The following is a 21,917-nucleotide window of genomic DNA, read 5'->3' on the forward strand; positions in this document are numbered from 1 at the left end:
GCTAAAGGATGCGGCGGATCGGCCCATCCGGGTGCTTTTGCTACACTATGCCGGTTAAGACACCCGGCGCACCGGGGCCGTTCGCCCCGTCATGGTGCTCACGCACCTCGATTGCGCGGTGTCACCCGATTCACAACAGCATCAGGATTGCATCATGCATATCGGCACGACTTTGACCAACTACATTATCGAAACCCAGCGCGGCATCCAGGGCGCGACCGGCGAATTCACCGGCCTGCTGAACGATATCTCGGTGGCCTGCAAGAAGATCTCCGACCTCGTCGACAAGGGTGATCTGGTCGGAGTGCTCGGCTCCGCCGGCTCCGAGAACGTGCAGGGCGAGACGCAGAAGAAGCTCGACATCATCACCAACGAGGTGTTCATCGAGGCCCTGGGCCACAACGGCCACGCCGCCGGCCTCGCCTCCGAGGAGATGGACGAGATCTGCGAGATGCCGGCCGGCGCCCCGCGCGGTCATTACCTGGTCCTGTTCGACCCGCTGGACGGCTCCTCCAACATCGACGTGAACGTCTCCGTCGGCACGATCTTCTCCATTCTGAAGGCACCGGAAGGCACCTCCGACCCGAAGACCGAGGACTTCCTGCAGCCGGGCACCAAGCAGGTCGCCGCCGGCTACTGCCTGTACGGCCCGTCCACCATGATGGTGCTGACCACCGGCAAGGGCGTGCAGATGTTCACCCTGGACAAGGACTTCGGCGAGTTCCTGCTGACCAAGGACAGCGTGCAGATCCCGGAAGACACCGAGGAATTCGCGATCAACATGTCCAACAGCCGCTTCTGGGAAGCCCCGGTCAAGCGCTACATCGACGAATGCCTGGCCGGCAAGGAAGGCGCCCGCGGCAAGGACTTCAACATGCGCTGGGTGGCGTCCATGGTCGCCGAGGTACACCGCATCCTGTCGCGCGGCGGCGTATTCCTGTACCCGATGGACTCCAAGATGGAGGCCAAGGGCACCGCCGGCAAGCTGCGCCTGATGTACGAGGCCAACCCGATGAGCTACATCATCGAGCAGGCCGGCGGCGCCTCCACCACCGGTCGCGAACGCATCATGGACATCAGCCCCACCGGTATTCACCAGCGCGTACCGGTGGTCCTGGGCGCGAAGAACGAGGTGGAGCGGATCACCCGCTACCACAACGAGGGCTAACAACGCCTCGCGCATCGGGCACCCCGATGCGATCCCCAAGGCCCGGCCCCGCAAGGCGCCGGGCCTTTTTGTTTTTACAAGGACGACGCGGAGGGGCTCGGACACGCGCGGCCCAACCCGAACGGACGTGATGAATGACGGAACCCACGGATAAACGACCGGACGCCCCGACCCGGGGCGAGGCCTTTCGCTACTGGCTCAAGCTCGGCTTCATCTCGTTCGGGGGTGCCGCCGGGCAGATCGGGATGATGCACGAGGAGCTGGTGGAACGGCGACGCTGGGTCTCCGAGAACCGCTTCCTGCATGCGCTGAACTACGCGATGGTCCTGCCCGGCCCGGAGGCGCAGCAGCTGGCGACCTATCTCGGCTGGCTCCTGCACGGCACCTTCGGCGGCCTGATGGCCGGGCTGCTGTTCATCCTGCCCTCGCTGGTCCTGATCACCGGGCTGTCCTGGGTGTACCTGGCCTTTGGCGACGTGCCAGCGGTGGAGGCGGTGTTCTACGGCATCAAACCCGCGGTAATCGCGATCATCGTCTATGCCGGGTGGCGCATCGGGGGGCGCGTGCTGAACAACGGCCTGCTGTGGCTGATGGCCGTGGCGGCGTTCCTGGCGATCTTCGCGCTCAACATCCCGTTTCCGTACATCATCATCACCGCGGGGATCCTCGGCTGGCTGGGCAGTCGTGTCTGGCCGGAGCGCTTCCGGAACGGGGGATCGCACAGCACCGGAAACACCAAAGCCAGTGGTCCGGCGGTCGTGGACGACGACACTGCGCCCGCACCCTGGGTGCAGTTTCGCTGGTCGCGCGTGATCCGCTTCCTCGTCGTCGGCCTGGGGCTGTGGGTCGCAGCGTTTGGGGCGCTGCTCGCGGTCTTTGGCTGGGATGCCACGCTGACCCGCATGGGTCAGTTCTTCACCCAGACCGCGCTAGTCACCTTCGGCGGGGCCTACGCGGTGCTGCCGTACGTGTATCAGGGCGGGGTTGAGACCTATGGCTGGTTGAGCCCGACCCAGATGATCGACGGGCTGGCACTCGGCGAGGCCACGCCGGGGCCGCTGATCATGGTCGTCACCTTTGTCGGCTTCATCGGCGGCTGGACCCAGGCCTTCCTCGGCCCGGATCAGGTATTGCTCGCCGCCTTGCTCGGGGCGCTGGTGGCAACCTTCTTCACCTTCCTCCCGTCCTTCCTGTTCATCCTGGTCGGCGCACCACTGGTGGAGCGCACCCGGGGCGATCTGCACTTCACCGGACCGCTGACTGGCATTACCGCCGCCGTGGTCGGAGTGATCGCGAACCTGGCCGTGTTCTTCACCTGGCACGTGCTATGGCCCGCCGGCTTCGAGGGGGCCTTCGAGTGGTTCTCGGCCCTGCTCGGCGTCGCCGCCTTTATGGCCCTGGCCCGTTTCCGGGTAGGCATCATTCCACTTATTCTCGTCTGCGGCGCGCTCGGTGCGGGGTATCGGCTCCTACTGTAGGCACCCTGGCCTGCCGGGCCAGGCGAAAGGCACCGATCAAACCACTCGGCCCTCCAGGGTAGCCGCAGCCTCGGTATTGGCCGCCAGCACCTGCAGGTTGGTCACCGTGTGGTCCGATATGTTGGTCAGCGCCTCGTGGGTGAGGAAGGCCTGGTGGCCGGTGACCAGCACATCGTCGCGCTGCATCAGCCGCGCCAGGCGGCGGTCGGGCAGCCCGGCCAGCGACCAGTCGCGAAAGAACAGCGAGGCCTCGTTCTCGTACACATCCATCGCCAGCCCACCGAGCTGACCGGACTCCAGCGCGGCCTCGGCCGCATCCGTATCGACCAGCGCCCCGCGGGCGGCGTTGATCAGGAAGGCCCCGCGCGGGAGCCGCGCCAGACTGTCGCTATTGATCAGATGGCGGTTTTCGCGAGTCAGCGGACAACTGAGGCTGAGCACCTCGGACTGCGCCAGTAGCGCGTCCAGTTCGAGGTACTGGACGCCGGCGGCCTGCAGCTCGGCGTTGGGATACGGGTCGTGCGCTGCCACCCGGCAGCCGAAACCCAGCATGATGCGTGCGAAGGCCTGGCCGATGCGACCCGTGCCGACGATGCCCACCGAGCGCCCGACGAGATCGAATCCGGTCAGGTGGTCGAGGCGAAAATCGCCCCGCCGCGTACGATCCCAGGCGAGATGCACGCGCCGGTTCAGGGTCATCAGCAGTGCGACCGCGTGCTCCGCAATCGCGTTCGGGGAGTAGGCCGGCACCCTTGCCACGCGCACGCCGCGCTCGCGAGCGCGGTCGACGTCCAGGTTGTCGTAGCCGGAACAGCGCAGCGCCACGACATGCACCCCGTGATCGGCGAGCCCGTCGATCACACGCCGGTGCAAGTCATCGTTGGTAAAGACGCAGACCGCATCCGACCCTGCGGCAAGGTGCACCGTCTCTGCGGTCAGGCGTTCGGCATGCAGGAGAGGCTTCATGTCCGCCGCTTGAAAAGCAGGGAGCAGAACCTCGCGATCGTGTTGCTGAACACTGAATACGGTGACCCGCATAACGGTCTCTCTGGTTCGTAAGCTGGATAGGGGTTCGCGTAATCCTGCACACGCTACACGCCCAAGGGGTTTCCCGAAGATGCCTCGTTCCGGTGTTTGCGAATGAGGGGGAAACCGGCCCTGGACAGCGACGGTGCACGCGCATCATGGAGCATGGAAGCGCCCCCAAGACCGGACGATGGCATCAGCGGGGACCAGCATAACGCAGGATCGACCGCTGTCACGGACAGACTCCAGCTTCCTGGCGGCTTTGTCAGACGAGGTCGCGGGGGATCTTCACGTCCCAGTTGCGGGCATAGACCCGACGCTCGCCCTCGTACGCATCCAGCTGGGCGTGGATCTCGAAATCGGTCGGGGTCGAGGTGAGCACCGTTCGGGTTACCGTGCGCACCGCCCAGTCGCCACGCCGGAAGCCGCGCTCCCACAAGGTCTCCCCACGCGCCGAGTTGAAGTCGTCACCCCGGTAGCTGTACCACTCCAGCGCCTTGCGCTGCATCTCCAGGTTCAGGTCGTCCAGCCGTACCGTCCCCGCATCGTTGGTCACCTCCAGGGTCGACTCGTCCTCGGCCAGATCGCGAATGACCCGCCAGTTGTGCCGCTGCGGCGTTAGCTGATGGGTTTGTGTCGAGGGGGGCGCGCCCTCGGGGGGCGGGAAGGCGATTCGGGCATCCATGTCTTCGCGCGGCGCGCGCCGGGGCAGAAGCAGACGGCTCGCGCCCGCCATGATCCGCAGCCGCACAGGCCGCGGCGCCGGCCATGCCAGCGGGAAGTACGAAGTCGACAGCGACAGCCGGATGCGATGCCCCCCCGGGAAGCGCTGCGCGACGTCGTTGAACTTGACCCGGACGCGGTAGGTTTTCCCGGGCTCCAGGCGTTGCGGAGTCTCGGCGCCTTCGCGATGGGTCAGGTTGAGCAGCCCGTAGGTGACGCGGGTCGCCTTGTCGTCAGCGGCAACGTCGGACAATCGGGCCGCAACCATCGCGACGGGCTGGTCGACGCTCAACTCCAGTTCCAGCATCGCCGCGCCGAGGATCTCCAGGGGCTCTTCCAGCGGGGCGCTGGTAAACACCAGGGCACCCCCATCCTCTTCGCGCTGGTCATGGGGCAGGTCCGGGGTCGCGGCATACGAGCACCACTTGCCGGCGAACAGACCCACGCTCAGCGGGGACTGCACGCTCATCTCGCGCTCCGGGATCACGACCGATCTGGTTTCCAGCCTGCCCGGCCAGGCCAGCGTCCAGGGCTCGGGTTCGACGTTCGCCGAGGGCCAGTGCGGTTCCCCTACCCAGCGGCCAGGGCGTTCCTGGTAGTGGCTGGTTGGCGGGACGCTGTCCTGCATCCAGACCCGCAGCATGGGTTCGTCCATGATCCCGTTCTGCTCGCCCTTCAGCCAGCGGTCCCACCAGCGCAGACATTCCTGCAGGAAACCGATGGCCGGGCCCGGCACGCCCTGATGCGGATACTTGTGGCTCCAGGGGCCGACCAGGCCCAGTCGTGGCCCCTGCAGGTTGGCCAGCAGGCGAAAGACGGCATTGGAGTAGCCGTCCGCCCAGCCACTGACCGCCAGCACCGGCGTCTGCACCGCGGACCAGTCCTCGCAGATCGAGCCGTGTTGCCAGTATTCGTCGCGGCGCTGGTGGCGCAACCACTGTTCCAGCCACAGGCCGCTGCCCTCCAGGCGCTGGAGCCACATCTCGCGCCAGCGCGCGCCCACGATCTCCGGATCCGGCGGCAGCGAGTTGTACGCGAACATGGTGGAGGCCCAGGACAGGGTGTCACCGAGCAGGCACCCGCCCATGTGGTGGATATCATCGGCGTAACGGTCGTCGGTGGAACACACGCTCACCACGGCCTTCAGCTCCGGCGGACGCAGGGCGGCGACTTGCAGGCCGTTGAATCCGCCCCAGGAGATGCCGATCATGCCGACGTTGCCATTGCACCAGTCCTGCTGCCCGATCCAGCGCAGGATCTCCACGCCGTCGTCCAGTTCCTGCTGCAGGTATTCGCCCTCCAGCACCCCCTCGGAGTCGCCCGATCCGCGCAGGTCCACCCGCAGGCAGGCGTAGCCGTGACCGGCAAAGTAGTGATGCATCGTGTCGTCGCGCAGCCGGGTCGAGTCACGGCGGCGGTAGGGGATGTATTCCAGGATCGCAGGTACCGGCTGCTGCCCGGCGCCCGCAGGGCGCCACAGACGGGCGGCCAGGCGCGTGCCATCGGCAAGCGGGATCGGGATGTATTCCTCGACCTCCACCGCGCAGGGAAAGTCGTGGACAACATTCATGACTGTACCTCGCTCGGGGGTGTGGCGGGCTCGAACTCCATGGGTAGCCGCTCCATCACGCGTGTGTAGGTCCGCTCCAGTTCGGTGTTGTCTGCGGCCCCGATAAACAGGGTCGCGACCTCGTAGGAGTAGCTGTCCTGATAACAAAGCTGCGACAGCAGCATGCCCTCCTGGACTTCGATCTGTATGGCCACACTCGGGAACTCGGCCTCGACGGCCGCGATTTCCGCCGGCGTGGGCATCCGCACGACCCGTGCATCCTGATACCGGCGAACCATGAACTTGGCCGCACATCGGAAGGCCCCCTGGCGATGGGGCATGGTCGGCGCGCGCCCCAGACCCAGATCAATCATCACCTGCTGGTGATAGCAGCCATCCACCATCCGGAACAGCGGGGCATGAGACTTGGAGATGCGAGTGTTGATCTCCAGCAGCCAGATCCGGTCCGTGGCCTCATCCCAGTAGAACTCCACGTTGAACGGGGCGCAGCCGTAGCCCACCTGCCGGATCACGCGGTCCGCTATGTCCTCCATCCGTGCCTGTACCGTCTGCGGCAGGATGGACGGGTACTGGTAGCGGGAGAACGAGGAGCCGGCCGCACCCTCGCGCAGGGAGTCGATGGCACCGTAGATCCGGACCTCGCCCTGCCAGACATACCCTTCCAGCGTGCACTGGCGACCCTCCGATATCAGCGCCTCGGCAATGCAGTGATTGCCGTCGATGGCGGCCACCTCCTGGGGCAGCGTCGCGTGCCCCAGGAGGTGGTTGAAGGGCTCGCCGAAGCGATCGATCTCCCTGCGGATCCGCTCCATGGCGCGCCGGAAGTCGTGCGCATCGTTGATGCGAAAGCCGAGGTAGGAGAGCACCGATTTCACCGGTTTGAGCCAGAACGGAAAGTCCAGGGTCACCTCGCTCAGCGGGTCGCTGACAAACGGGTTGACGGCACAGAAGGCTGGGATGTGCTCGGGCGCCACCCGGGCCTGTTCGAGACGGCTCCAGTACTTGTGCTCGCACTTCAGCACGCTTTCCAGGGTCGGCCCCGGCAGATCCGCGGCCTGGCGCAGGATCGGCAGGATCGTGCTGACCGGGAAATCCCAGAAGCCGACCACGGCATCCACCGTGCCGGGAAACTGGCTCAACCGTTCGCGACCCTCGATCAGCAGCCGACGCACCGGAAACCGGGTTAAGGGCTTGACCTCCTCGCGCGTGAACAGCGCATGGAAGATATAGCCCTCCGCCCCGGGCAGGGTCTGTAGCTGGGCCAGATGGAAGTCGTCCAGACCCACTACGAAGATATTGCGCCTCCCCGGCGCATCCAGAACCGCCATCGCTTCCTCCGGACAAGCGGGTCGCCAGGGCTGCACGACGCCCTCTTTGGAGTGTGGCAGGTATCGGGGTTATTTCCAGCCCGGGATGCCGCTGGATCGTGCCGCGGTCTTGTCGCACTATGAGTTCGTGTGGGCGGTTGACCGTAACGGGCAGCGCCTCCGAGACGCAGGAGTCTTTTGTGGAAGTGATCGCACCACAAGCCGTGGACACGCTGATCCGCCTGCTGGCCGGGGACGGCTACGAGGTGGTGGGGCCGACGCGGCGCGACGGTGCGATCGTCTACGACCGGGTGGGCGGTCTCGACGACCTACCGGTGGGCTGGACCGACGAGCAGGCCCCCGGTCACTACCGCCTGCGCGAGCGCGATGACCAGGCCCTGTTCGGCTATGTGGTCGGGCCGCATTCCTGGAAGAAATACCTGTTCCCCCCCGAGGACACCCTGTTCCGGCTGACCCGCCAGCCGGACGGCAGCTTCGTGACCGAGCCCGGCATATCCGAGGCCCCACGCCGCGCCTTCATCGGCATGCGCGCCTGCGAGCTGGCGGCGATCGACGTGCAGGACCGGGTGTTCCTCGACCAGGCGGTGCAGGACCGCGGCTACGCGGCACGCCGCCAGGACCTGTTCATGGTCGCGGTCAGCTGCGCCGAGCCGGGGGGCACCTGCTTCTGCGCCTCGATGGACACCGGCCCGCGCGCGCGCGAGGGCTTCGACCTAGCGCTGACCGAGGTGATCGACGCCACCCAGCACTTTCTGGTCGCCGAGGCGGGATCCGAGGCGGGTCGCGCGATGCTCGACCGGCTCGATCCGCGCCCGGCCAGCGATGCCGAGCAGGCCGCCGCCGAGCGGGTGTGGGCCGAGGCACCGGAAAAGATGGGCCGGCAGATGCCGGCGGATGCCCGCGAGGTCCTGAACCGGGCCCTGGAACACCCGCGCTGGGAGGAGACCGCCGAGCGCTGCCTGTCCTGCTCCAACTGCACCCTGGTCTGCCCCACCTGCTTCTGCTCGCAGGTCGAGGAGGTCCCCGATCTGGAAGGCCAGCGCAGCGAGCGCGTGCGGCGCTGGGATTCCTGCTTCAACCAGGAACACTCGCACCTGGTCGGTGGCGCGCACCGCGACTCGGTGGCCGCGCGCTATCGCCAGTGGATCACCCACAAGCTGGCCACCTGGCATGACCAGTTCGGCACCTCCGGCTGTGTCGGCTGCGGGCGCTGCATCACCTGGTGCCCGGTGGGGATCGACATCACCGAGGAGGTCACCGCGGTGCGCCGCGACCCGGAGGGCCGAGCATGAAGGAGCTGCTGGCCATCATCGAGGAGCAGCCGTTCTTCGAGGACATGGAACCCGCCCATAAGCGCCTGCTGGCGGCCTGCGCGGCGGAGCGCAGCTACGAGGCCGACACCCGCCTGATGCGCGATCACGAGCCAGCCGAGACCTTCTGGCTGATCCGTTCCGGCCAGGTCGCGCTGGAAAGCCCGCTGCGCGAGGGAACGGTGCCGTTCCAAACCCTCGGCCCCGGCGAAATCGTCGGCTGGTCCTGGCTGCTGCCGCCGTACCGCGCGAGCTACGACGCCAGGGCGGTGACCGATATTCACACGCTGCGCTTCGACGCCGGCGTGCTGCGTGACCGTATGGAGGCCGACCCGGCGTTTGGCTACCGGCTGATGAAGCACTTCGCCGCGCTGATCGTTCAGCGCCTGCAGGCGGCGCGGCTGCAGGGCCTGGATATCTACCAGCCGGGAGGGCCGGGTCATGGCGCCTGACACCGTCCAGCCGCCGCCGGGCAGCGCCCTGCCGGAGCAGGCGATGGCGCCGCAGCCGTGGCGCATCCACTCGGTGCGCCGCGACGTGGCCAGCAACGAGGTCTTCAGCTGGGAGCTGCGCCCGGAGCCGGGGGTGGAACCCGGGCCGCTGCCGGCACCCGGGCAGTTCAACATGCTCTATCTGTTCGGGGTCGGCGAGGTGCCGATCTCGGTCTCCGCGACCACCGCGGAGGGCGGGGTGGTGCACACCACGCGCGCGGTGGGCAGCGTGACCCGCGCGATGCAGGGACTGGAACCGGGCGCGGTGGTCGGCCTGCGCGGGCCGTTCGGCTCGCAATGGCCACTGGAGCAGGCCAAAGGCCGCGACCTGGTGCTGGTCGCCGGTGGCATCGGCCTGGCCCCGCTGCGCCCGGTGATCCACGCGGCCCTCGAACGGCGCTCCGATTTCGGGCGCGTGGTGGTCTGCTACGGCGCGCGTTCGCCCGGGGACATGCTCTTCCGCGACGAGCTGGACGCCTGGGACCGGCGCGATGATCTCGATCTGCGCATCACCGTGGATCGCGGCACCGCGGCCTGGCGCGGCGATGTCGGCGTGGTGACCCAGCTGGTGGAGCGTGGCGGCTTCGACCGGCGCAACACCCTCGCGATGACCTGCGGCCCGGAGGTGATGATGCGCTTCACCGCCGCCACGCTGGAGCGCCGCGGGCTGAAGCCGGAGGACATCTTCGTATCGATGGAGCGCAACATGCGCTGTGCGGTGGGATTTTGCGGCCACTGCCAAATCGGGCCGCATTTCGTCTGCCGCGACGGGCCCGTCTTCCCCTACCCGGTGATGGAACCGGCCTTCCGGATACGCGAGCTATGAGTCGGGAAAAGCCTACCCTGGCGGTGTTCAAGTTCGCCTCCTGCGACGGCTGCCAGCTGAGCCTGCTGGACTGCGAGGACGAGCTCCTGGCGGTCACTGACCGCGTGCGCATCGCGCATTTCCCCGAGGCCAGCAGCCAGCGCATCGACGGGCCGTGGGACCTGACCCTGGTCGAGGGCTCGATCACCACGCCGGAGGCGGCCGAACAGATCCGCGAGATCCGCAGCGCCTCCAGGTTCCTGGTGACCATCGGCGCCTGCGCCACCGCCGGCGGCATCCAGGCGCTGCGCAACTTCGCCGATGTCGAGGCGTTCACCCGCCAGGTCTACGCCCACCCGGAATACATCGAGACCCTGGCCACCTCGGATGCCATCAGCCAGCACGTGCCGGTGGATTTCGAGCTGCGCGGCTGCCCGATCGACAAGTACCAGCTCCTCGAGGTCATCAGCGCCTTCCTCTACGGCCGGCGCCCGCAGGTCTCCAACGCCAGCGTCTGCGAGGAGTGCAAGCGGGCGGGGCATGTCTGCGTGATGGTTGCCCACGGCACGCCCTGCCTCGGCCCGGTCACGCATGCCGGCTGCGGCGCGCTGTGCCCCGGGTGCAACCGCGGCTGCTACGGGTGCTTCGGGCCCAAGGAGACCCCCAACGCCCCTGGCCTGTCCGGTCAGCTGGAGACGCTGGGGATGGACCGCGCCACGCGCGTCCGCTTCTATCGCACCTTCAACGCCGGCGCCGATGCCTTCCGCGAGGAAAGCGAGCGTCAGGAGAGCGGCGCGGCACCGCCCGAAGAATCAGGAAACCGGCCATGAGCGAGACCCGCACCATCGAAGTCGACTACCTCGCCCGCGTGGAGGGCGAAGGCGCGATGTACGTGCGCACCGAGGGTGACCGCGTGGAGGAGGTGAAACTTTCGATCTTCGAGGCGCCGCGCTTCTTCGAGGGCTTCCTGCGCGGGCGCGACTTCCGCGAGGCCCCGGACATCACCGCGCGCATCTGCGGCATCTGCCCGATCGCCTACCAGATGGGTGCCTCGCTGGCGATGGAGGACATCTGCGGCATCACCGTGGACGGCGTACTGCAGGACCTGCGGCGGCTGGCCTACTGCGGCGAGTGGATCGAGAGCCACGCCCTGCACGTGTTCATGCTGCATTTGCCGGACTTCCTCGGCTATCCGGACGCGGTCACCGCCGCCAAGGACCACCCGGACATGGTGCGCAACGGCCTGCGCATCAAGAAGATCGGCAACTCCATCCTGCGCCTGCTGGGCGGGCGCGAGATCCATCCGGTGAACCTGCGCGTCGGCGGCTTCTACCGCGCGCCAACGCCCGCCGAGGTCGTCGGCCTGCGCGAGGAACTGGCCTGGGGCCTGGAGGCGGCCTGCGAGGTCGCCGAATTCCTCGCCACCCTCGACTACCCGGACCTGGAACGCGACTACGAATTCGTGTCCCTGGTGCACCCGGACGAATACCCGATCACCCACGGCCGCCTCGGCTCCAGCAGCGGCCTGGACGCGGCCATCCGCGACTACGACGCTATCTTCACCGAGGAACACGTCGCCCACTCCAACGCGCTGCACAGCCACCGCTCGGATTCCGGCGAGCCGGTGTTCATGGGCCCGCTGGCGCGCTTCGCGCTGAACCGCGAACGCCTCACCCCGCGCGCCGCCGAGCTGGCCGAACGCGCCGGGCTGGGGACGGTCTGCCGCAACCCGTTCCGCAGCATCCAGGTCCGGATGATCGAGATCGTGCTCGCCTTCGAGGAGGCCCTGCGCCTGGTCGATGGCTACCGGACGGCCCCCACCGAGCCGGCCCTGCCGGTCACCCCCCGCGCCGGCACCGGCTTCGGCGCCACCGAGGCCCCGCGCGGCATCTGCTACCACCGGTACACCTTGGACGACGCGGGCCTCATCGCCGACGCCAAGATCGTCCCGCCCACCTCCGTGAACCAACCGACCATCGAGGCCGACCTGCGCGAACTGGTACAGAACAACCTCGACCTGCCGGACGACGAACTGCGCGCCCGCTGCGAAGTCACCATCCGCAACTACGACCCCTGCATCTCCTGCGCCACCCACTTCCTCGACCTCACGGTCGAGCGCCAGTGAACGTCGGTGGTAAAGCAAACCACCACGCTCGGAGGGGATAGCATGGGAAAGCCAGAACCAAGCCCGGAAGACCAGGAACTACTCGAAGCCTACCAAGCCGGCGCATTCGAATCGGACCTGGACGCCAAACGCCGCACGGCCATTGCCACATCCGCGGAAAAGGCATCCCGCAAGCCACCGAGAACCCCTAAACAACACCAGGGAGCCACGGAGTCAGGTCGCGAGCCAAAAACCAACGGCAAAGGCCCCATCGTCCTCGGCATCGGTAACCCCTGGCGCGGTGACGACGGAATCGGCCACGCCGTGGTTGAGGCCCTGCGGGACACTCCGGGCCTGACCACCGCCACCTGCAGCGGCGAACCCGCCGAACTGATGGACCTGTGGCAGGACCACGACCCGGTGATCCTGGTCGACGCCATCGTCACCGGCGCCGCCCCCGGCACCCTCCACCGCCTCGACGCCCGCGAACCCCTGCCGCGCGGGGCCCGCTACTCCTCCCACGGCATCGGCCTCGCCGAAGCCGTCGAACTCGCCCGTGCGCTCGACGCCTTGCCGCCCACCCTCATCGTTCACGGAATCGAGCCCGCACACCTGGAAGACGGTACCGGACTCTCGCTGCAAGCCATCGACGCCATCCCAAGAGCCGCCCGCCGAATCCTCGACGACCTCACACTGGCGATATCCCCGGACCGCTGTGCCCGGTAACGCCTTCCACACATTCGAATCTTCGGGTTCAAATCTCGCATTTCCCCTTCAGCGAGGGGAGATGAAGACGGTAAAAGCGGACCCCCTTCGCGCTTCGCGCGCACCCTTTTGCGACTGCGGGTGCTCAGAGCTATATTAAACAAAGCCGATATATTTATAGACGGTCTCGGTTTAGGTTGCGCAATGCCCAACTCGGCCTTTCGAACCTGCTCCATCGATGGAGGTAGTGATGTCCAGCAACCAAAACCCAATGGTCATTGTTATTGGAGCCTCCGCTGGAGGCATGGCAGCGTTAAAGAAACTCGCGGCACAATTTCCGAAGGATTTTCCGGCTCCCATTTTTATAGTTACTCACATGAGCGCCGACACGACCGGAGAAGCGCTGGTCAAAGTCTTGAATGAGAGCAGCAGCCTTGCCTGTGTACAGGCGCACGATCAACAGACATTCGAAAGCGGTACGATTTATCTGGCGCCATCAGACCAGCATATGCTGGTTGCGAAGGGAAAGATCCGCATTACAAAGGGTGCCAGAGAAAACCGTTCACGGCCCGCCATTGACCCCTTATTTCGCTCCGCAGCAGTGGCCTATGGGAACGGAGTCATAGGAGTCATCCTTACAGGATATCTGGATGATGGCACCAGCGGCATGATGGCCATCAAAAGATGCGGCGGGGTGTGCATTGCACAGGATCCCGAGGATGCGGCTTATCCGGACATGCCGCAATCGGTAATCGCGAATGTCGGAGCCGATCATTGTTTGCCGATCGCCGGCATGGGCGCGCTGCTATCCGATCTTTTGAGGAGAGAGCTACCGGAAAGGGGGGAAGTTCCGGAAGACATCATGATCGAGGCAAGGATCGCAGAGCGGGTTTTGAGCGATTTGCCTTCTGTAGAGGCGCTCGGCGATCAGGTGCCCTACAACTGTCCGGACTGTGGCGGCGTGTTATGGCAAATAGAGGAGGGGGACATTCTAAGATATCGCTGTCATACAGGCCATGCCTTTACCTCTTCGGTTCTTCTAACACAACAAAATGAAAGGATTGAAGAAACGCTCTGGGTTGCACTGAGGATGTTCGAGGAGCGCCAGAATCTTCTGGTAACCATGAGCAAGAATGAAAGCAAAAGGGCTACCTCATCGGTCTCCCAGCGAGCGAAAGACTCTCAGGTCCACATTGACCGCATTCGTGCCATGTTGAAGGCGACCGACCAGGATTCTTACGGCGAAGAGGCGAGATGAAGGTTTCGTCAATCTCGCCACACGTGCCTCGGGCCAGCTGTTGCCCCTCGCCTCGCCATAGCGGCGAAACGCTGATCAATTCGCACGTTCGCGCTGGGGCCCCCACGTGGGGCCCCAGGCGAGTCCAGCGTTGGGAGGCTCAGATGAGGCCCATCGCCTCCATGGCGCGTGCGACCTTGACGAAACCGGCGATGTTGGCGCCGACGGTGTAGTTGCCGGGCGAGCCGTACTCCTCCGCGGTTTCGTGGCAGGTGCGGTGGATGTTGGCCATGATCTCCTGCAGTCGGGCCTCGGTGTATTCGAAGGTCCAGGAGTCCCGGCTCGCGTTCTGCTGCATCTCCAGCGCGCTGGTCGCCACACCGCCGGCATTGGCGGCCTTCCCGGGGCCGAAGGCGATCCCGGCCGCGCGGAAGGCCTGGATACCCTCCGGGGTGACCGGCATGTTGGCGCCCTCGGCGACCGCGATGCAGCCGTTTTTGACCAGGGCCCTGGCATCCTTGCCGGTCAGCTCGTTCTGGGTGGCGCACGGCAGGGCGACATCGCAGGGGATCTCCCAGATGCAGCCATTTTCGCTGTACTTCGCGCCCTTCTTGCGCTCGGCGTAGGCGCTGATCGGGCCGCGTTCGCGTTCCTTGATCTGGCGCACCAGGTCCAGATCGAGCCCGTCCTCGTCGAGGATAACCCCGCCGGAGTCGGAACAGGCGATCACCCGGGCCCCCAGTTGCTGGGCCTTCTCGGTGGCATGGATCGCCACGTTGCCGGCCCCGGAGATGACCACGCGCTTGCCCTCCAGCGAGTCGTTGCGGGCCTTGAGCATCTCCTGGGTAAAAAAGACCGCTCCGTAGCCAGTGGCCTCGGTACGGGCGCGGCTGCCGCCCCAGTCGAGCCCCTTGCCAGTGAACACGCCGGACTCGAAGCGGTTGGTGATGCGCTTGTACTGGCCGAACAGGTAGCCGACCTCGCGCTGGCCAACGCCGATGTCGCCCGCGGGCACATCGGTGTACTCGCCGAGGTGGCGGTACATCTCGGTCATCATGCTCTGGCAGAACCGCATGATCTCGGAATCGGAGCGCCCCTTCGGATCAAAGTCGCTGCCGCCCTTGCCGCCGCCGATCGGCAGGCCGGTCAGGGCGTTCTTGAACACCTGCGAGAAGCCGAGGAACTTGATGATGCCGAGGTACACCGAGGGGTGGAAACGCATACCCCCCTTGTACGGCCCCAGGGCGCTGTTGAACTGGACGCGGAAGGCCCGGTTGATGTGCAGCTCGCCCTTGTCGTCCTGCCAGGGGACGCGGAAGATGATCTGCCGCTCGGGCTCGCAGATGCGCTGGATGATCTTGAGTTCGGCGAACTCCGGGTACTTCACCAGTACCGGCCCCAGCGTGTCCAGCACGCCATGGACGGACTGATGGAATTCCGTCTCCCCGGCGTTGCGGTGCAGCACTTCCTGGTAAATGGGTTCGAGCTTTTCGTCGAGACTTCCGTTCATGGATCGCATCCTGATGGTCTGATTCGGACGCATTTAGGCATGCGGGTGCCGAGAAGACAATCCCGATCGCCCCATGATGGTGCATTCCGTCACCGACCGTGCAGCACCGGAAGGGAGCCAGGGAGCAGCGCCTCCGATGGAAACCATCGACCGGCAACGCTCTGGGGCCGACCGTCCGGAACGAGGGCACTTTTACTCGCCGGTCGCGGTCTCATCTGCTATGAATAGGTGAGCATCTTCGCTCGCCCCGGTCGCCTGCAGGTCTCCACCATGTCCGAACGTGCCCCCCCGATTGCCTGGACGCCGGCCGTTTTCTTTGCATTGACCAACCTGGCCGCGGTCACGCTGGTGCCGTGGTGGTGGCTCACCCAGGGCTTCAGCGGCGCGGCCTGGCTGTTTTTTGGCCTGTTCCTGGTGCTAAGCGGCCTGGGCATCACGGTGGGTTATCACCGGCTCTGGGCGCACCGCACCTTCAAGGCGCGGGGGCCATTGCGCGTTCTGCTGGCGCTGAGCGGTGCCCTGGCGCTGCAGAACAGCATCTACAACTGGGGCGCGCGGCATCGCGTGCATCATCGCTACGTGGATGATGTGGAACGCGACCCGCATTCCATCAAGCGCGGTTTCTGGCATGCCCACATGGGCTGGATGCTGCGCAACTGGCCCACCAGCGAGCCCGACTATTCGCGGGTGAAGGACCTGGCGAAGGACCCGGTGGTGATGTGGCAACACCGGCATTACTGGACCCTGGCATGGGGACTGAACCTGGGCCTGCCTCTGCTGCTGGGGCTGGCATTCGGGGATGTGATCGGCATGCTGCTACTGGCCGGCATTCTGCGCATGGTGCTCAGCCACCACTTCACGTTCTTCATCAACTCCCTGGCGCATTGGTGGGGCCGTCGTCCCTACAGTGACGACAGCACCGCCGTGGACAACGGACTAGTCGCCCTGCTCACCTGGGGCGAGGGGTACCACAACTTCCACCACGCCTTTCAGGCGGACTACCGCAACGGGGTGCGCTGGTGGCAGTACGACCCCTCGAAGTGGCTGATCAACCTTTTTGCCTGGACGGGACTGGTGTATGACCGGCGCTGGACACCGCGCTTCAAGATCATGCGCGCACGGCTGCACACCGAGTTTCGCCGGCTGCTCAATGCCGACCAGGCCGAGCCAGCGCACGACTCCTGGCGCGCAACCGTGGAGCGGGAGTATCAGCGTTTCCGCGATACCGTGAACCAGTGGCAGAAGGTGCAGGCGCGCAAGATGCGGGCCGGGCGCGAGGCCATGAACGATCGCTGGGTGCGCACGGAACTGCGCACCCAGTTCAAGGAGCTGGAGTATCGCCTCAAGATGCAGCGCCGCCGCCTGCGCGCCCTGTCGGCCTCTCGTCGCGCGACCACGGCGTGAACGCGGGCCCCGGATTGCGGGGCCGGAGCGCCTTCAGGCGCGATCACCCCCCAGCTTGGCTGCGACCCGGTCGGCCACCTTGCCACGGACCACGACCTCGTCGGCGCCCGCCTGGCGCGACGCCTTGAGCATCGCCCCTTCCACGTGCGGGCCAAAGGCGAGAATCTTTGCGTCCGGGTAGCGCTCGCGCCAGGTCGACACCGCTTCCACGCCACGACTGCCGAGGTCGACTACCACCAGGTCGGACTGCTCCGGCGCCTGACTGCTAGAAACCGATGCGCCGGCCGAACGCCAGCGCGACTCCAGCCGCACGCGGGTCATCAGGTCGGGGGTGTCGAGGTGGATATGCATAGTCGGACCCGGGCACGAAGCGAAGGCGTGGAACGAACACACTTTAGCCCCTCTCTGGCTCAGCGTCAGTCATTCGAGCGCCGAGAACACACCCGCCATGTCAGTGTTGATGATGCCCGCCTGCTGCGGGACGCTCCGCCCGCCGCACCACGGCCTGAAGATGCAGGTCGCGAAGGCCCTCCAGCTTCAGGCGGATCGGCACCTGCTGTCCTTGTTCGAGCGGCTCCAACAGATCGATCAGCATCACATGCAAACTGCCGGGCTGCAGCTCCACACGATCGTTGGCGGGAATGGTGATTGATGGAACCTCGCGCATGCGCATGACGCCGTGCTCGTCCTCGACGTGGTCGTGCAACTCGGTGACCGCAGCCACCGGCGACTCAGCGGAAACGATCTCGATGTCGCGATCGGTGGTGTTGCGCAGGGTCAGATAGGCCGCAGTACTCGGCATCATCGGCGGCATCAGCCGCACCCACGGCTGGCCCTCGAGTTTGATGCCGTCCGGGCAGTCGCAGGCAGCATGCTCTGCAGCGTCATGGGTCGGCTCGGAAGCCACCGGGGTTGCCGCGCACAACAGGCCCACAAGCGCCAGTCCGCTCAGCGTTCGGTACAGAGGGATCATCGTTTTTCTCCTTGGGTAAGGCCGGACCAGCCGGAGCCGCGTCCGGCGATCGATCAAAATTCCACGGTCCACTTCGCCCAGAGGGTGCGGCCTGGCTCGTTGATCGGCTGGGTGCTGGCTCCGAGATCGGCCGTACCGCGCTGGATGTGTTCGCTGTAAGTGCGATCGAACAGGTTGTCCACACCCAGCATCACCCGCGATCCGGAGGACACCTCCATGCCAGCGTACATCGCGGCGGTGGCAAAACCGGGGGTTTCTTCCTGGTCGAGGCTGTAGATGGTTCCATGGCCGGGATGAATCCGGTCCTGACGTGCGACACCTCGTACCTGGGCCCCGGCAAAGCGCCCGCCGGACTGGTACTCCAGGGCCAGGGTCATTTCAGCCGGCGGCGTCTGCGCGAGGGGCACACCATCGGTATCGTTGCTGGAGCGAACCCAGGCGGCACTGGCGCGCGCCGTCCAACGTGAGTTCATGGCCCAGGCAAGATCCATCTCGGCGCCATAGGTGGTGGCGTCCACGTTGCGCGCAGCCGGGGCCTCGTTGGCGATCAGGATGTAGTCGTCGTACTGGCCGTAGAACACGGCAACCGAGCCGGTCAGATCTCCGTGATGAACCTGCAAACCCGCATCCAGCTGGGTCAGATTCTCGGTGTCGAGGTCGAACACGCGGCGACGTTCCCAGAAATCGGCAGCACGCTCGGCGCGCCCGAGACCAATGTGCCAGCTTATCGGGGCCGCGTGGAGATCCTCCTCGTAGCGCAGAAACCCGCTGGTCTGGTGTGTACGGTCGTGTTCCCCGGGCCCGGCGCCGCCGAAGCCATCGGCGTCCTGTGCGTCGGCCCGCGACCGGTCGACACGCAGCCCCGTGACCAGGCGCTGGGAGTCCGAGAATGGGTACTCCAGTTCCGCGAACACGCCGGTATCGCGGAATCGGGCGGTATCCTGGCGCGGGACATCGCGCCAGACGAAAGCGTCCATTCCCATCAGGCGATTGCCCCGGTGCCGGTTGCGCTGGTGCTCGATTCCGGCGTGTAGCAGCATATCTCCCGGCAGGGCGAAATCGGCGGCGATGCGCGCGCCGGTAGTCACGCGATCGGGGTAGCTGACCATTGGCATGTTCGGCGGCTCGCGCAAGCTATAGTTGTCCATCACATGGTCGATCTCGTTGTAGAACACCCGGGCCTCGACCTGATCCAACCACGGCGTGATGCGCTCGCGCGTCAGCGCTAGGCTGTAGCCGGTTCGCTCGAACTGCGTGCCGTCCATGCCGCGGTCGTCGTAGGCCGCCTCAGCATCCGAGCGGTCGAGGGTGAGTTCCACCAGGGTGTCGGCATCCGGCCGCCAGCCGAGGATCCCGGTGCCGCTCCAGCGCGAGTACTGCGAGTGCACCGTGTTGCCGTCGCCGTCCTTGTAATCGGCCTGGTCGGACAGGGTGCCGATGCCGCGGATGAAGCCCTGCTCGCTGCCAGTGGCAACATCGGTGATCAGGTCGAAACGGTCGAAGCGCCCGACGGTGATCCCGGCAAAACCGGTCACACCGCCGTCGGCATCGAACACCGGGGCATCCCGCTCGAAACGCACCGTGCCGGCGGGATTGGCGCCATACCGCACGGTCTGGGGACCCTTGCGCACCTCAATGCGGTCGAAGGCCTGCGGATAGGCGTAGGCGGTGGGCGGATCCATGCGTCCGCCGCAGCCGCCAAGGATTAGGTCATCGTCCAGCAGGATGGCCAGCCGCGAGCCACCCAGACCGCGCAACTCCGGATCGCCGCTGGTGCCACCCTTGCGGCTGACCGCGAAGCCGGGGATGGACGCTAGGTACGAACCTCCATCGTGTGCCGGCAACGGCAGGCGTGGCTGGCGTGGGTCGGTGGTGACCACGCCGGGCCCTTCCATTGCCGGTGCGGTGATCACCACCGGCGGCAGAAGGACGGCCGCTGGTTCGGACGTCCCATCGGCCAACGACGCACTGGGCCACATGGGTACACTGGCCCCAAGTACCATAGCCAGTGCGCGACGCAGCGTTACATTCAGCATTACTACCTCTCCCTTGTCGTGATATCGAAGGCATCAGAGCAAGGGCCAGGCCAAACCGGTCAAGCGGCGGGCCATCGAATGCAGCGCTATGAATTGGCATGATTTTTTGGCGAACGGGTAACCGCAGGGGCTATAACCGGGTTCACCCGCGTGTGGCATTTGCCACAGGGCATGGGTTATATCGCACATGTGCCAGCGATCTGGTTTGTCAGTACTCGCGGGGTTAGGCAGGCTATATTGAAGGCAATCCACAGGAACTGCCGGCCAAGGCGGCTGGCTGAATAGGTACGGACGGTGGGGATAGAAACCAGATCCGATCAGACGGGCGCTGAAATCATCGGCAATTCCCCGGAACTGCAGGCCGTGCTGCGCCAGGTCAGCATGGTGGCGGCCACCGATGCCACCGTGTTGGTGCTCGGCGAAAGTGGTACCGGCAAGGAGCGACTGGCGCGGCGCATTCATGCACAGAGCCGACGGCCGGACGGGCCGCTGGTAACGTTGAACTGTGCGGCCCTGCCCGCAGAACTGGTCGAATCGGAGCTGTTCGGCCACCGGCGCGGGGCCTTTACCGGTGCCAACTCCCACCAGACCGGGCTGGTACAGCAAGCGGCTGGGGGCACGTTATTCCTCGACGAGATCGCCGAGCTGCCGGCTGGGGCGCAGGCCAAGCTGCTGCGGTTCCTAGAGGCCGGGGAATGCCAACCCCTGGGCGCGGGGACGACCGAACACGTGGACGTGCGCGTGATCGCCGCCACCCATCAGGACCTGCATGCGTGGGTCGGTGCCGGACAGTTTCGCGCTGATCTCTATTACCGCCTGCAGGTGGTGCCACTGGAGATGCCGCCGCTGCGCCTGCGCCAGGGCGATATCCCGCTGCTCACCGAGCACTTTCGCAACACGCTGGCCGCCCACCATGGACTGACGCCGCCGACCTTTGCCCCAGCGCTGCGCAGGTGGCTGGCCCAGTGGCCATGGCCGGGCAATGTCCGCGAGCTGAAGAACCTAGTGGAGCGCTGCGTGATCTTCATGCCGGGCCAGCAGGTGGCGCCGGGCGACATCCCGGACCACTGGATGCAGCTACCCCCGGGTCAGGCGGGCGGGCCGTGGATTATCCCTCCGGACGGCCTGAGTCTGGAACGGGTGGAGATGGAACTGATCCGCCAGGCACTGGAACAGACTCGCGGCAATCGCTCGCGCGCCGCGCGCCTGCTGGGCCTGACCCGCGACACCCTGCTGTACCGTATGAAGAAACACGCCATCAGCTAGGGAGACATGGACCGGTGTCCACGCCCACGCTGGTGCCCCGTTTGTTCCGAGACAATGTGTTTCCCTGGGTGACTTGATGTTCGGGAGTCATGGATGCCATTAAGTGAGTTCGAACGAAAGCGGATAGAAAAGCCGTCGACGCCTTCGTGGAGCGCCGCAGGCCTCCCGCGCATCTCCGGGATCAGGTCGATCTTGCCTATCGCATCGAGGGTCAGAGCGTGCTGCTGTTCGAGCGGCGGCCTGCCTGGGACGACTCGGGACGTACGCTGGAGATACCCATTGCCAAGACCACATTGGTCAAAAAATCGGGCGCCTGGAAGATCTTCTGGCAGCGATCGGATCTCGCCTGGCACCGCTATGATCCGAAACCGGAAGCCTCGTCGCTGGATGAGGCCCTGAAGATCATCGGCGCGGACGACCACGCCTGCTTCTTCGGGTAGCACCACGGACGCCGGTGAGGCCGTCAACCGGGACCACGACGAGTCCCCGGAGGAGGATGCATGCACGAGTTTTCGCTGATGGCCGATTTGATGCGCAAGATCGAGCAGGTGGCGGTCGACAACAACGCGGAGCGGGTCACCCGGGTGCGGGTATGGCTGGGCGCGCTGGCGCACATCACGCCGGAACATTTCCGCGAGCACTTCGAGGACGGGACCCGCGGCACCGTCGCCGAAGGGGCCGAGCTGGAGGTGGAAACCTCGGACGACGAGGCCCACCCCGAGGCCCAGCAGATCCTGCTGCGGAGCCTGGACGTGGCGTGAACGACACCGCGGCGCGGACCCC

20 protein-coding genes are annotated in these 21,917 nt (G+C 66.0%); 13 read left to right on the forward strand and 7 right to left on the reverse strand.

From position 1 onward, the window contains the following. The first annotated feature begins 154 nt into the window (after positions 1–154). Positions 155–1,168, forward strand: a complete 1,014-nt coding sequence (locus tag D578_RS0101485; RefSeq protein ID WP_018948244.1) for a class 1 fructose-bisphosphatase — start codon at positions 155–157, stop codon at positions 1,166–1,168. Between the two features lie 134 nt (positions 1,169–1,302). Beyond that, positions 1,303–2,646: a chromate efflux transporter gene (gene chrA / locus D578_RS0101490; protein WP_018948245.1), complete on the forward strand. Its 1,344-nt coding sequence runs from the start codon at positions 1,303–1,305 to the stop codon at positions 2,644–2,646. A 36-nt stretch (positions 2,647–2,682) separates the two neighbouring features. Here the strand turns inward: chrA and D578_RS0101495 are convergent, their stop codons facing one another. The 3 genes from D578_RS0101495 to D578_RS0101505 all read right to left on the reverse strand — a co-directional run bounded on the left by D578_RS0101495 (position 2,683) and on the right by D578_RS0101505 (position 7,284). Next, positions 2,683–3,684, reverse strand: a complete 1,002-nt coding sequence (locus D578_RS0101495; RefSeq protein ID WP_018948246.1) for a 2-hydroxyacid dehydrogenase — start codon at positions 3,682–3,684, stop codon at positions 2,683–2,685. A gap of 253 nt (positions 3,685–3,937) precedes the next feature. After that, entirely contained in the window at positions 3,938–5,965 is a 2,028-nt protein-coding gene (locus tag D578_RS0101500) for a CocE/NonD family hydrolase (protein ID WP_018948247.1), read from the reverse strand. Next, positions 5,962–7,284, reverse strand: coding sequence for an acetyl-CoA carboxylase biotin carboxylase subunit family protein (locus D578_RS0101505; protein WP_026289115.1), 1,323 nt, complete (start codon positions 7,282–7,284; stop codon positions 5,962–5,964). Before D578_RS0101505 ends, D578_RS0101500 begins: the two co-directional genes overlap by 4 nt. Before the next feature lie 188 nt (positions 7,285–7,472). On the opposite strand from D578_RS0101505, the gene D578_RS0101510 reads away from it, so the two are divergent. From D578_RS0101510 to D578_RS0101540, 7 genes are all read left to right on the forward strand, one after another. Then, complete coding sequence (locus tag D578_RS0101510) at positions 7,473–8,585, forward strand: sulfite reductase subunit A (protein ID WP_018948249.1); 1,113 nt, start codon at positions 7,473–7,475, stop codon at positions 8,583–8,585. Beyond that, complete coding sequence (locus D578_RS0101515; protein ID WP_018948250.1) at positions 8,582–9,055, forward strand: cyclic nucleotide-binding domain-containing protein; 474 nt, start codon at positions 8,582–8,584, stop codon at positions 9,053–9,055. Before D578_RS0101510 ends, D578_RS0101515 begins: the two co-directional genes overlap by 4 nt. After that, positions 9,045–9,920 carry an FAD/NAD(P)-binding protein gene (locus D578_RS0101520; RefSeq protein ID WP_018948251.1) on the forward strand — a complete coding sequence of 292 codons (876 nt, stop codon included), beginning with the start codon at positions 9,045–9,047 and terminating at the stop codon, positions 9,918–9,920. Before D578_RS0101515 ends, D578_RS0101520 begins: the two co-directional genes overlap by 11 nt. Next, positions 9,917–10,729, forward strand: coding sequence for an oxidoreductase (locus D578_RS0101525; RefSeq protein ID WP_018948252.1), 813 nt, complete (start codon positions 9,917–9,919; stop codon positions 10,727–10,729). Before D578_RS0101520 ends, D578_RS0101525 begins: the two co-directional genes overlap by 4 nt. Next, a complete protein-coding gene (locus D578_RS0101530; RefSeq protein ID WP_018948253.1) occupies positions 10,726–12,024 on the forward strand; it encodes a Ni/Fe hydrogenase subunit alpha in 1,299 nt (432 codons plus the stop codon). Before D578_RS0101525 ends, D578_RS0101530 begins: the two co-directional genes overlap by 4 nt. A 42-nt stretch (positions 12,025–12,066) precedes the next feature. Continuing rightward, a complete protein-coding gene (locus tag D578_RS0101535; RefSeq protein WP_026289116.1) occupies positions 12,067–12,729 on the forward strand; it encodes a hydrogenase maturation protease in 663 nt (220 codons plus the stop codon). 229 nt (positions 12,730–12,958) lie between these two features. Then, entirely contained in the window at positions 12,959–13,966 is a 1,008-nt protein-coding gene (locus tag D578_RS0101540) for a chemotaxis protein CheB (protein WP_018948255.1), read from the forward strand. A gap of 139 nt (positions 13,967–14,105) precedes the next feature. Here D578_RS0101540 and gdhA read toward each other — a convergent pair whose 3' ends face one another. Beyond that, complete coding sequence (gdhA, locus tag D578_RS0101545) at positions 14,106–15,455, reverse strand: NADP-specific glutamate dehydrogenase (protein WP_018948256.1); 1,350 nt, start codon at positions 15,453–15,455, stop codon at positions 14,106–14,108. Between the two features lie 270 nt (positions 15,456–15,725). Between gdhA and D578_RS0101550 the strand changes: the two genes are divergently transcribed. Further along, positions 15,726–16,859, forward strand: a complete 1,134-nt coding sequence (locus tag D578_RS0101550) for an acyl-CoA desaturase (RefSeq protein WP_042798316.1) — start codon at positions 15,726–15,728, stop codon at positions 16,857–16,859. 33 nt (positions 16,860–16,892) lie between these two features. Here the strand turns inward: D578_RS0101550 and D578_RS0101555 are convergent, their stop codons facing one another. The 3 genes from D578_RS0101555 to D578_RS0101565 form a co-directional block, all read right to left on the reverse strand. Next, positions 16,893–17,210: a response regulator transcription factor gene (locus D578_RS0101555; RefSeq protein WP_018948258.1), complete on the reverse strand. Its 318-nt coding sequence runs from the start codon at positions 17,208–17,210 to the stop codon at positions 16,893–16,895. Positions 17,211–17,310: 100 nt separating this feature from the next. Then, positions 17,311–17,832, reverse strand: coding sequence for a copper chaperone PCu(A)C (locus D578_RS0101560; RefSeq protein WP_018948259.1), 522 nt, complete (start codon positions 17,830–17,832; stop codon positions 17,311–17,313). 53 nt (positions 17,833–17,885) lie between these two features. Then, on the reverse strand, positions 17,886–19,868 hold the full coding sequence (locus D578_RS0101565; RefSeq protein WP_018948260.1) for a TonB-dependent copper receptor: 1,983 nt from the start codon (positions 19,866–19,868) through the stop codon (positions 17,886–17,888). A 333-nt stretch (positions 19,869–20,201) separates the two neighbouring features. Here D578_RS0101565 and D578_RS0101570 point away from each other — a divergent pair, with 333 nt between their 5' ends. The 3 genes from D578_RS0101570 to D578_RS0101580 all read left to right on the forward strand — a co-directional run bounded on the left by D578_RS0101570 (position 20,202) and on the right by D578_RS0101580 (position 21,895). Further along, the gene (locus tag D578_RS0101570; RefSeq protein ID WP_026289117.1) at positions 20,202–21,134 is read left to right on the forward strand and encodes a sigma-54-dependent Fis family transcriptional regulator; all 933 of its coding nucleotides are present in this window, start codon (positions 20,202–20,204) and stop codon (positions 21,132–21,134) included. A gap of 146 nt (positions 21,135–21,280) precedes the next feature. Next, on the forward strand, positions 21,281–21,574 hold the full coding sequence (locus tag D578_RS0101575; protein WP_018948262.1) for a DUF3024 domain-containing protein: 294 nt from the start codon (positions 21,281–21,283) through the stop codon (positions 21,572–21,574). A 60-nt stretch (positions 21,575–21,634) separates the two neighbouring features. After that, complete coding sequence (locus tag D578_RS0101580) at positions 21,635–21,895, forward strand: hydrogenase maturation nickel metallochaperone HypA (RefSeq protein WP_018948263.1); 261 nt, start codon at positions 21,635–21,637, stop codon at positions 21,893–21,895. Positions 21,896–21,917 lie beyond the last annotated feature (22 nt).

The sequence above is a fragment of the Thioalkalivibrio sp. ALMg11 genome (genome assembly GCF_000377905.1).
Taxonomy (GTDB): Bacteria; Pseudomonadota; Gammaproteobacteria; order Ectothiorhodospirales; family Ectothiorhodospiraceae; genus Thioalkalivibrio.

What these genes read in the sequence shown, in the direction of transcription:
- D578_RS0101535 (WP_026289116.1), top strand. Translation starts at nt 12,067, where the DNA reads ATGGGAAAGCCAGAACCAAGCCCGGAAGACCAGGAACTACTCGAAGCC.
- D578_RS0101525 (WP_018948252.1), top strand. Translation starts at nt 9,917, where the DNA reads ATGAGTCGGGAAAAGCCTACCCTGGCGGTGTTCAAGTTCGCCTCCTGC.
- D578_RS0101515 (WP_018948250.1), top strand. Translation starts at nt 8,582, where the DNA reads ATGAAGGAGCTGCTGGCCATCATCGAGGAGCAGCCGTTCTTCGAGGAC.
- D578_RS0101565 (WP_018948260.1), bottom strand. Translation starts at nt 19,868, where the DNA reads ATGCTGAATGTAACGCTGCGTCGCGCACTGGCTATGGTACTTGGGGCC.
- D578_RS0101495 (WP_018948246.1), bottom strand. Translation starts at nt 3,684, where the DNA reads ATGCGGGTCACCGTATTCAGTGTTCAGCAACACGATCGCGAGGTTCTG.
- D578_RS0101540 (WP_018948255.1), top strand. Translation starts at nt 12,959, where the DNA reads ATGTCCAGCAACCAAAACCCAATGGTCATTGTTATTGGAGCCTCCGCT.
- D578_RS0101530 (WP_018948253.1), top strand. Translation starts at nt 10,726, where the DNA reads ATGAGCGAGACCCGCACCATCGAAGTCGACTACCTCGCCCGCGTGGAG.
- chrA (WP_018948245.1), top strand. Translation starts at nt 1,303, where the DNA reads ATGACGGAACCCACGGATAAACGACCGGACGCCCCGACCCGGGGCGAG.
- D578_RS0101520 (WP_018948251.1), top strand. Translation starts at nt 9,045, where the DNA reads ATGGCGCCTGACACCGTCCAGCCGCCGCCGGGCAGCGCCCTGCCGGAG.
- D578_RS0101560 (WP_018948259.1), bottom strand. Translation starts at nt 17,832, where the DNA reads ATGATCCCTCTGTACCGAACGCTGAGCGGACTGGCGCTTGTGGGCCTG.
- gdhA (WP_018948256.1), bottom strand. Translation starts at nt 15,455, where the DNA reads ATGAACGGAAGTCTCGACGAAAAGCTCGAACCCATTTACCAGGAAGTG.
- D578_RS0101485 (WP_018948244.1), top strand. Translation starts at nt 155, where the DNA reads ATGCATATCGGCACGACTTTGACCAACTACATTATCGAAACCCAGCGC.
- D578_RS0101500 (WP_018948247.1), bottom strand. Translation starts at nt 5,965, where the DNA reads ATGAATGTTGTCCACGACTTTCCCTGCGCGGTGGAGGTCGAGGAATAC.
- D578_RS0101580 (WP_018948263.1), top strand. Translation starts at nt 21,635, where the DNA reads ATGCACGAGTTTTCGCTGATGGCCGATTTGATGCGCAAGATCGAGCAG.
- D578_RS0101555 (WP_018948258.1), bottom strand. Translation starts at nt 17,210, where the DNA reads ATGCATATCCACCTCGACACCCCCGACCTGATGACCCGCGTGCGGCTG.
- D578_RS0101550 (WP_042798316.1), top strand. Translation starts at nt 15,726, where the DNA reads ATGTCCGAACGTGCCCCCCCGATTGCCTGGACGCCGGCCGTTTTCTTT.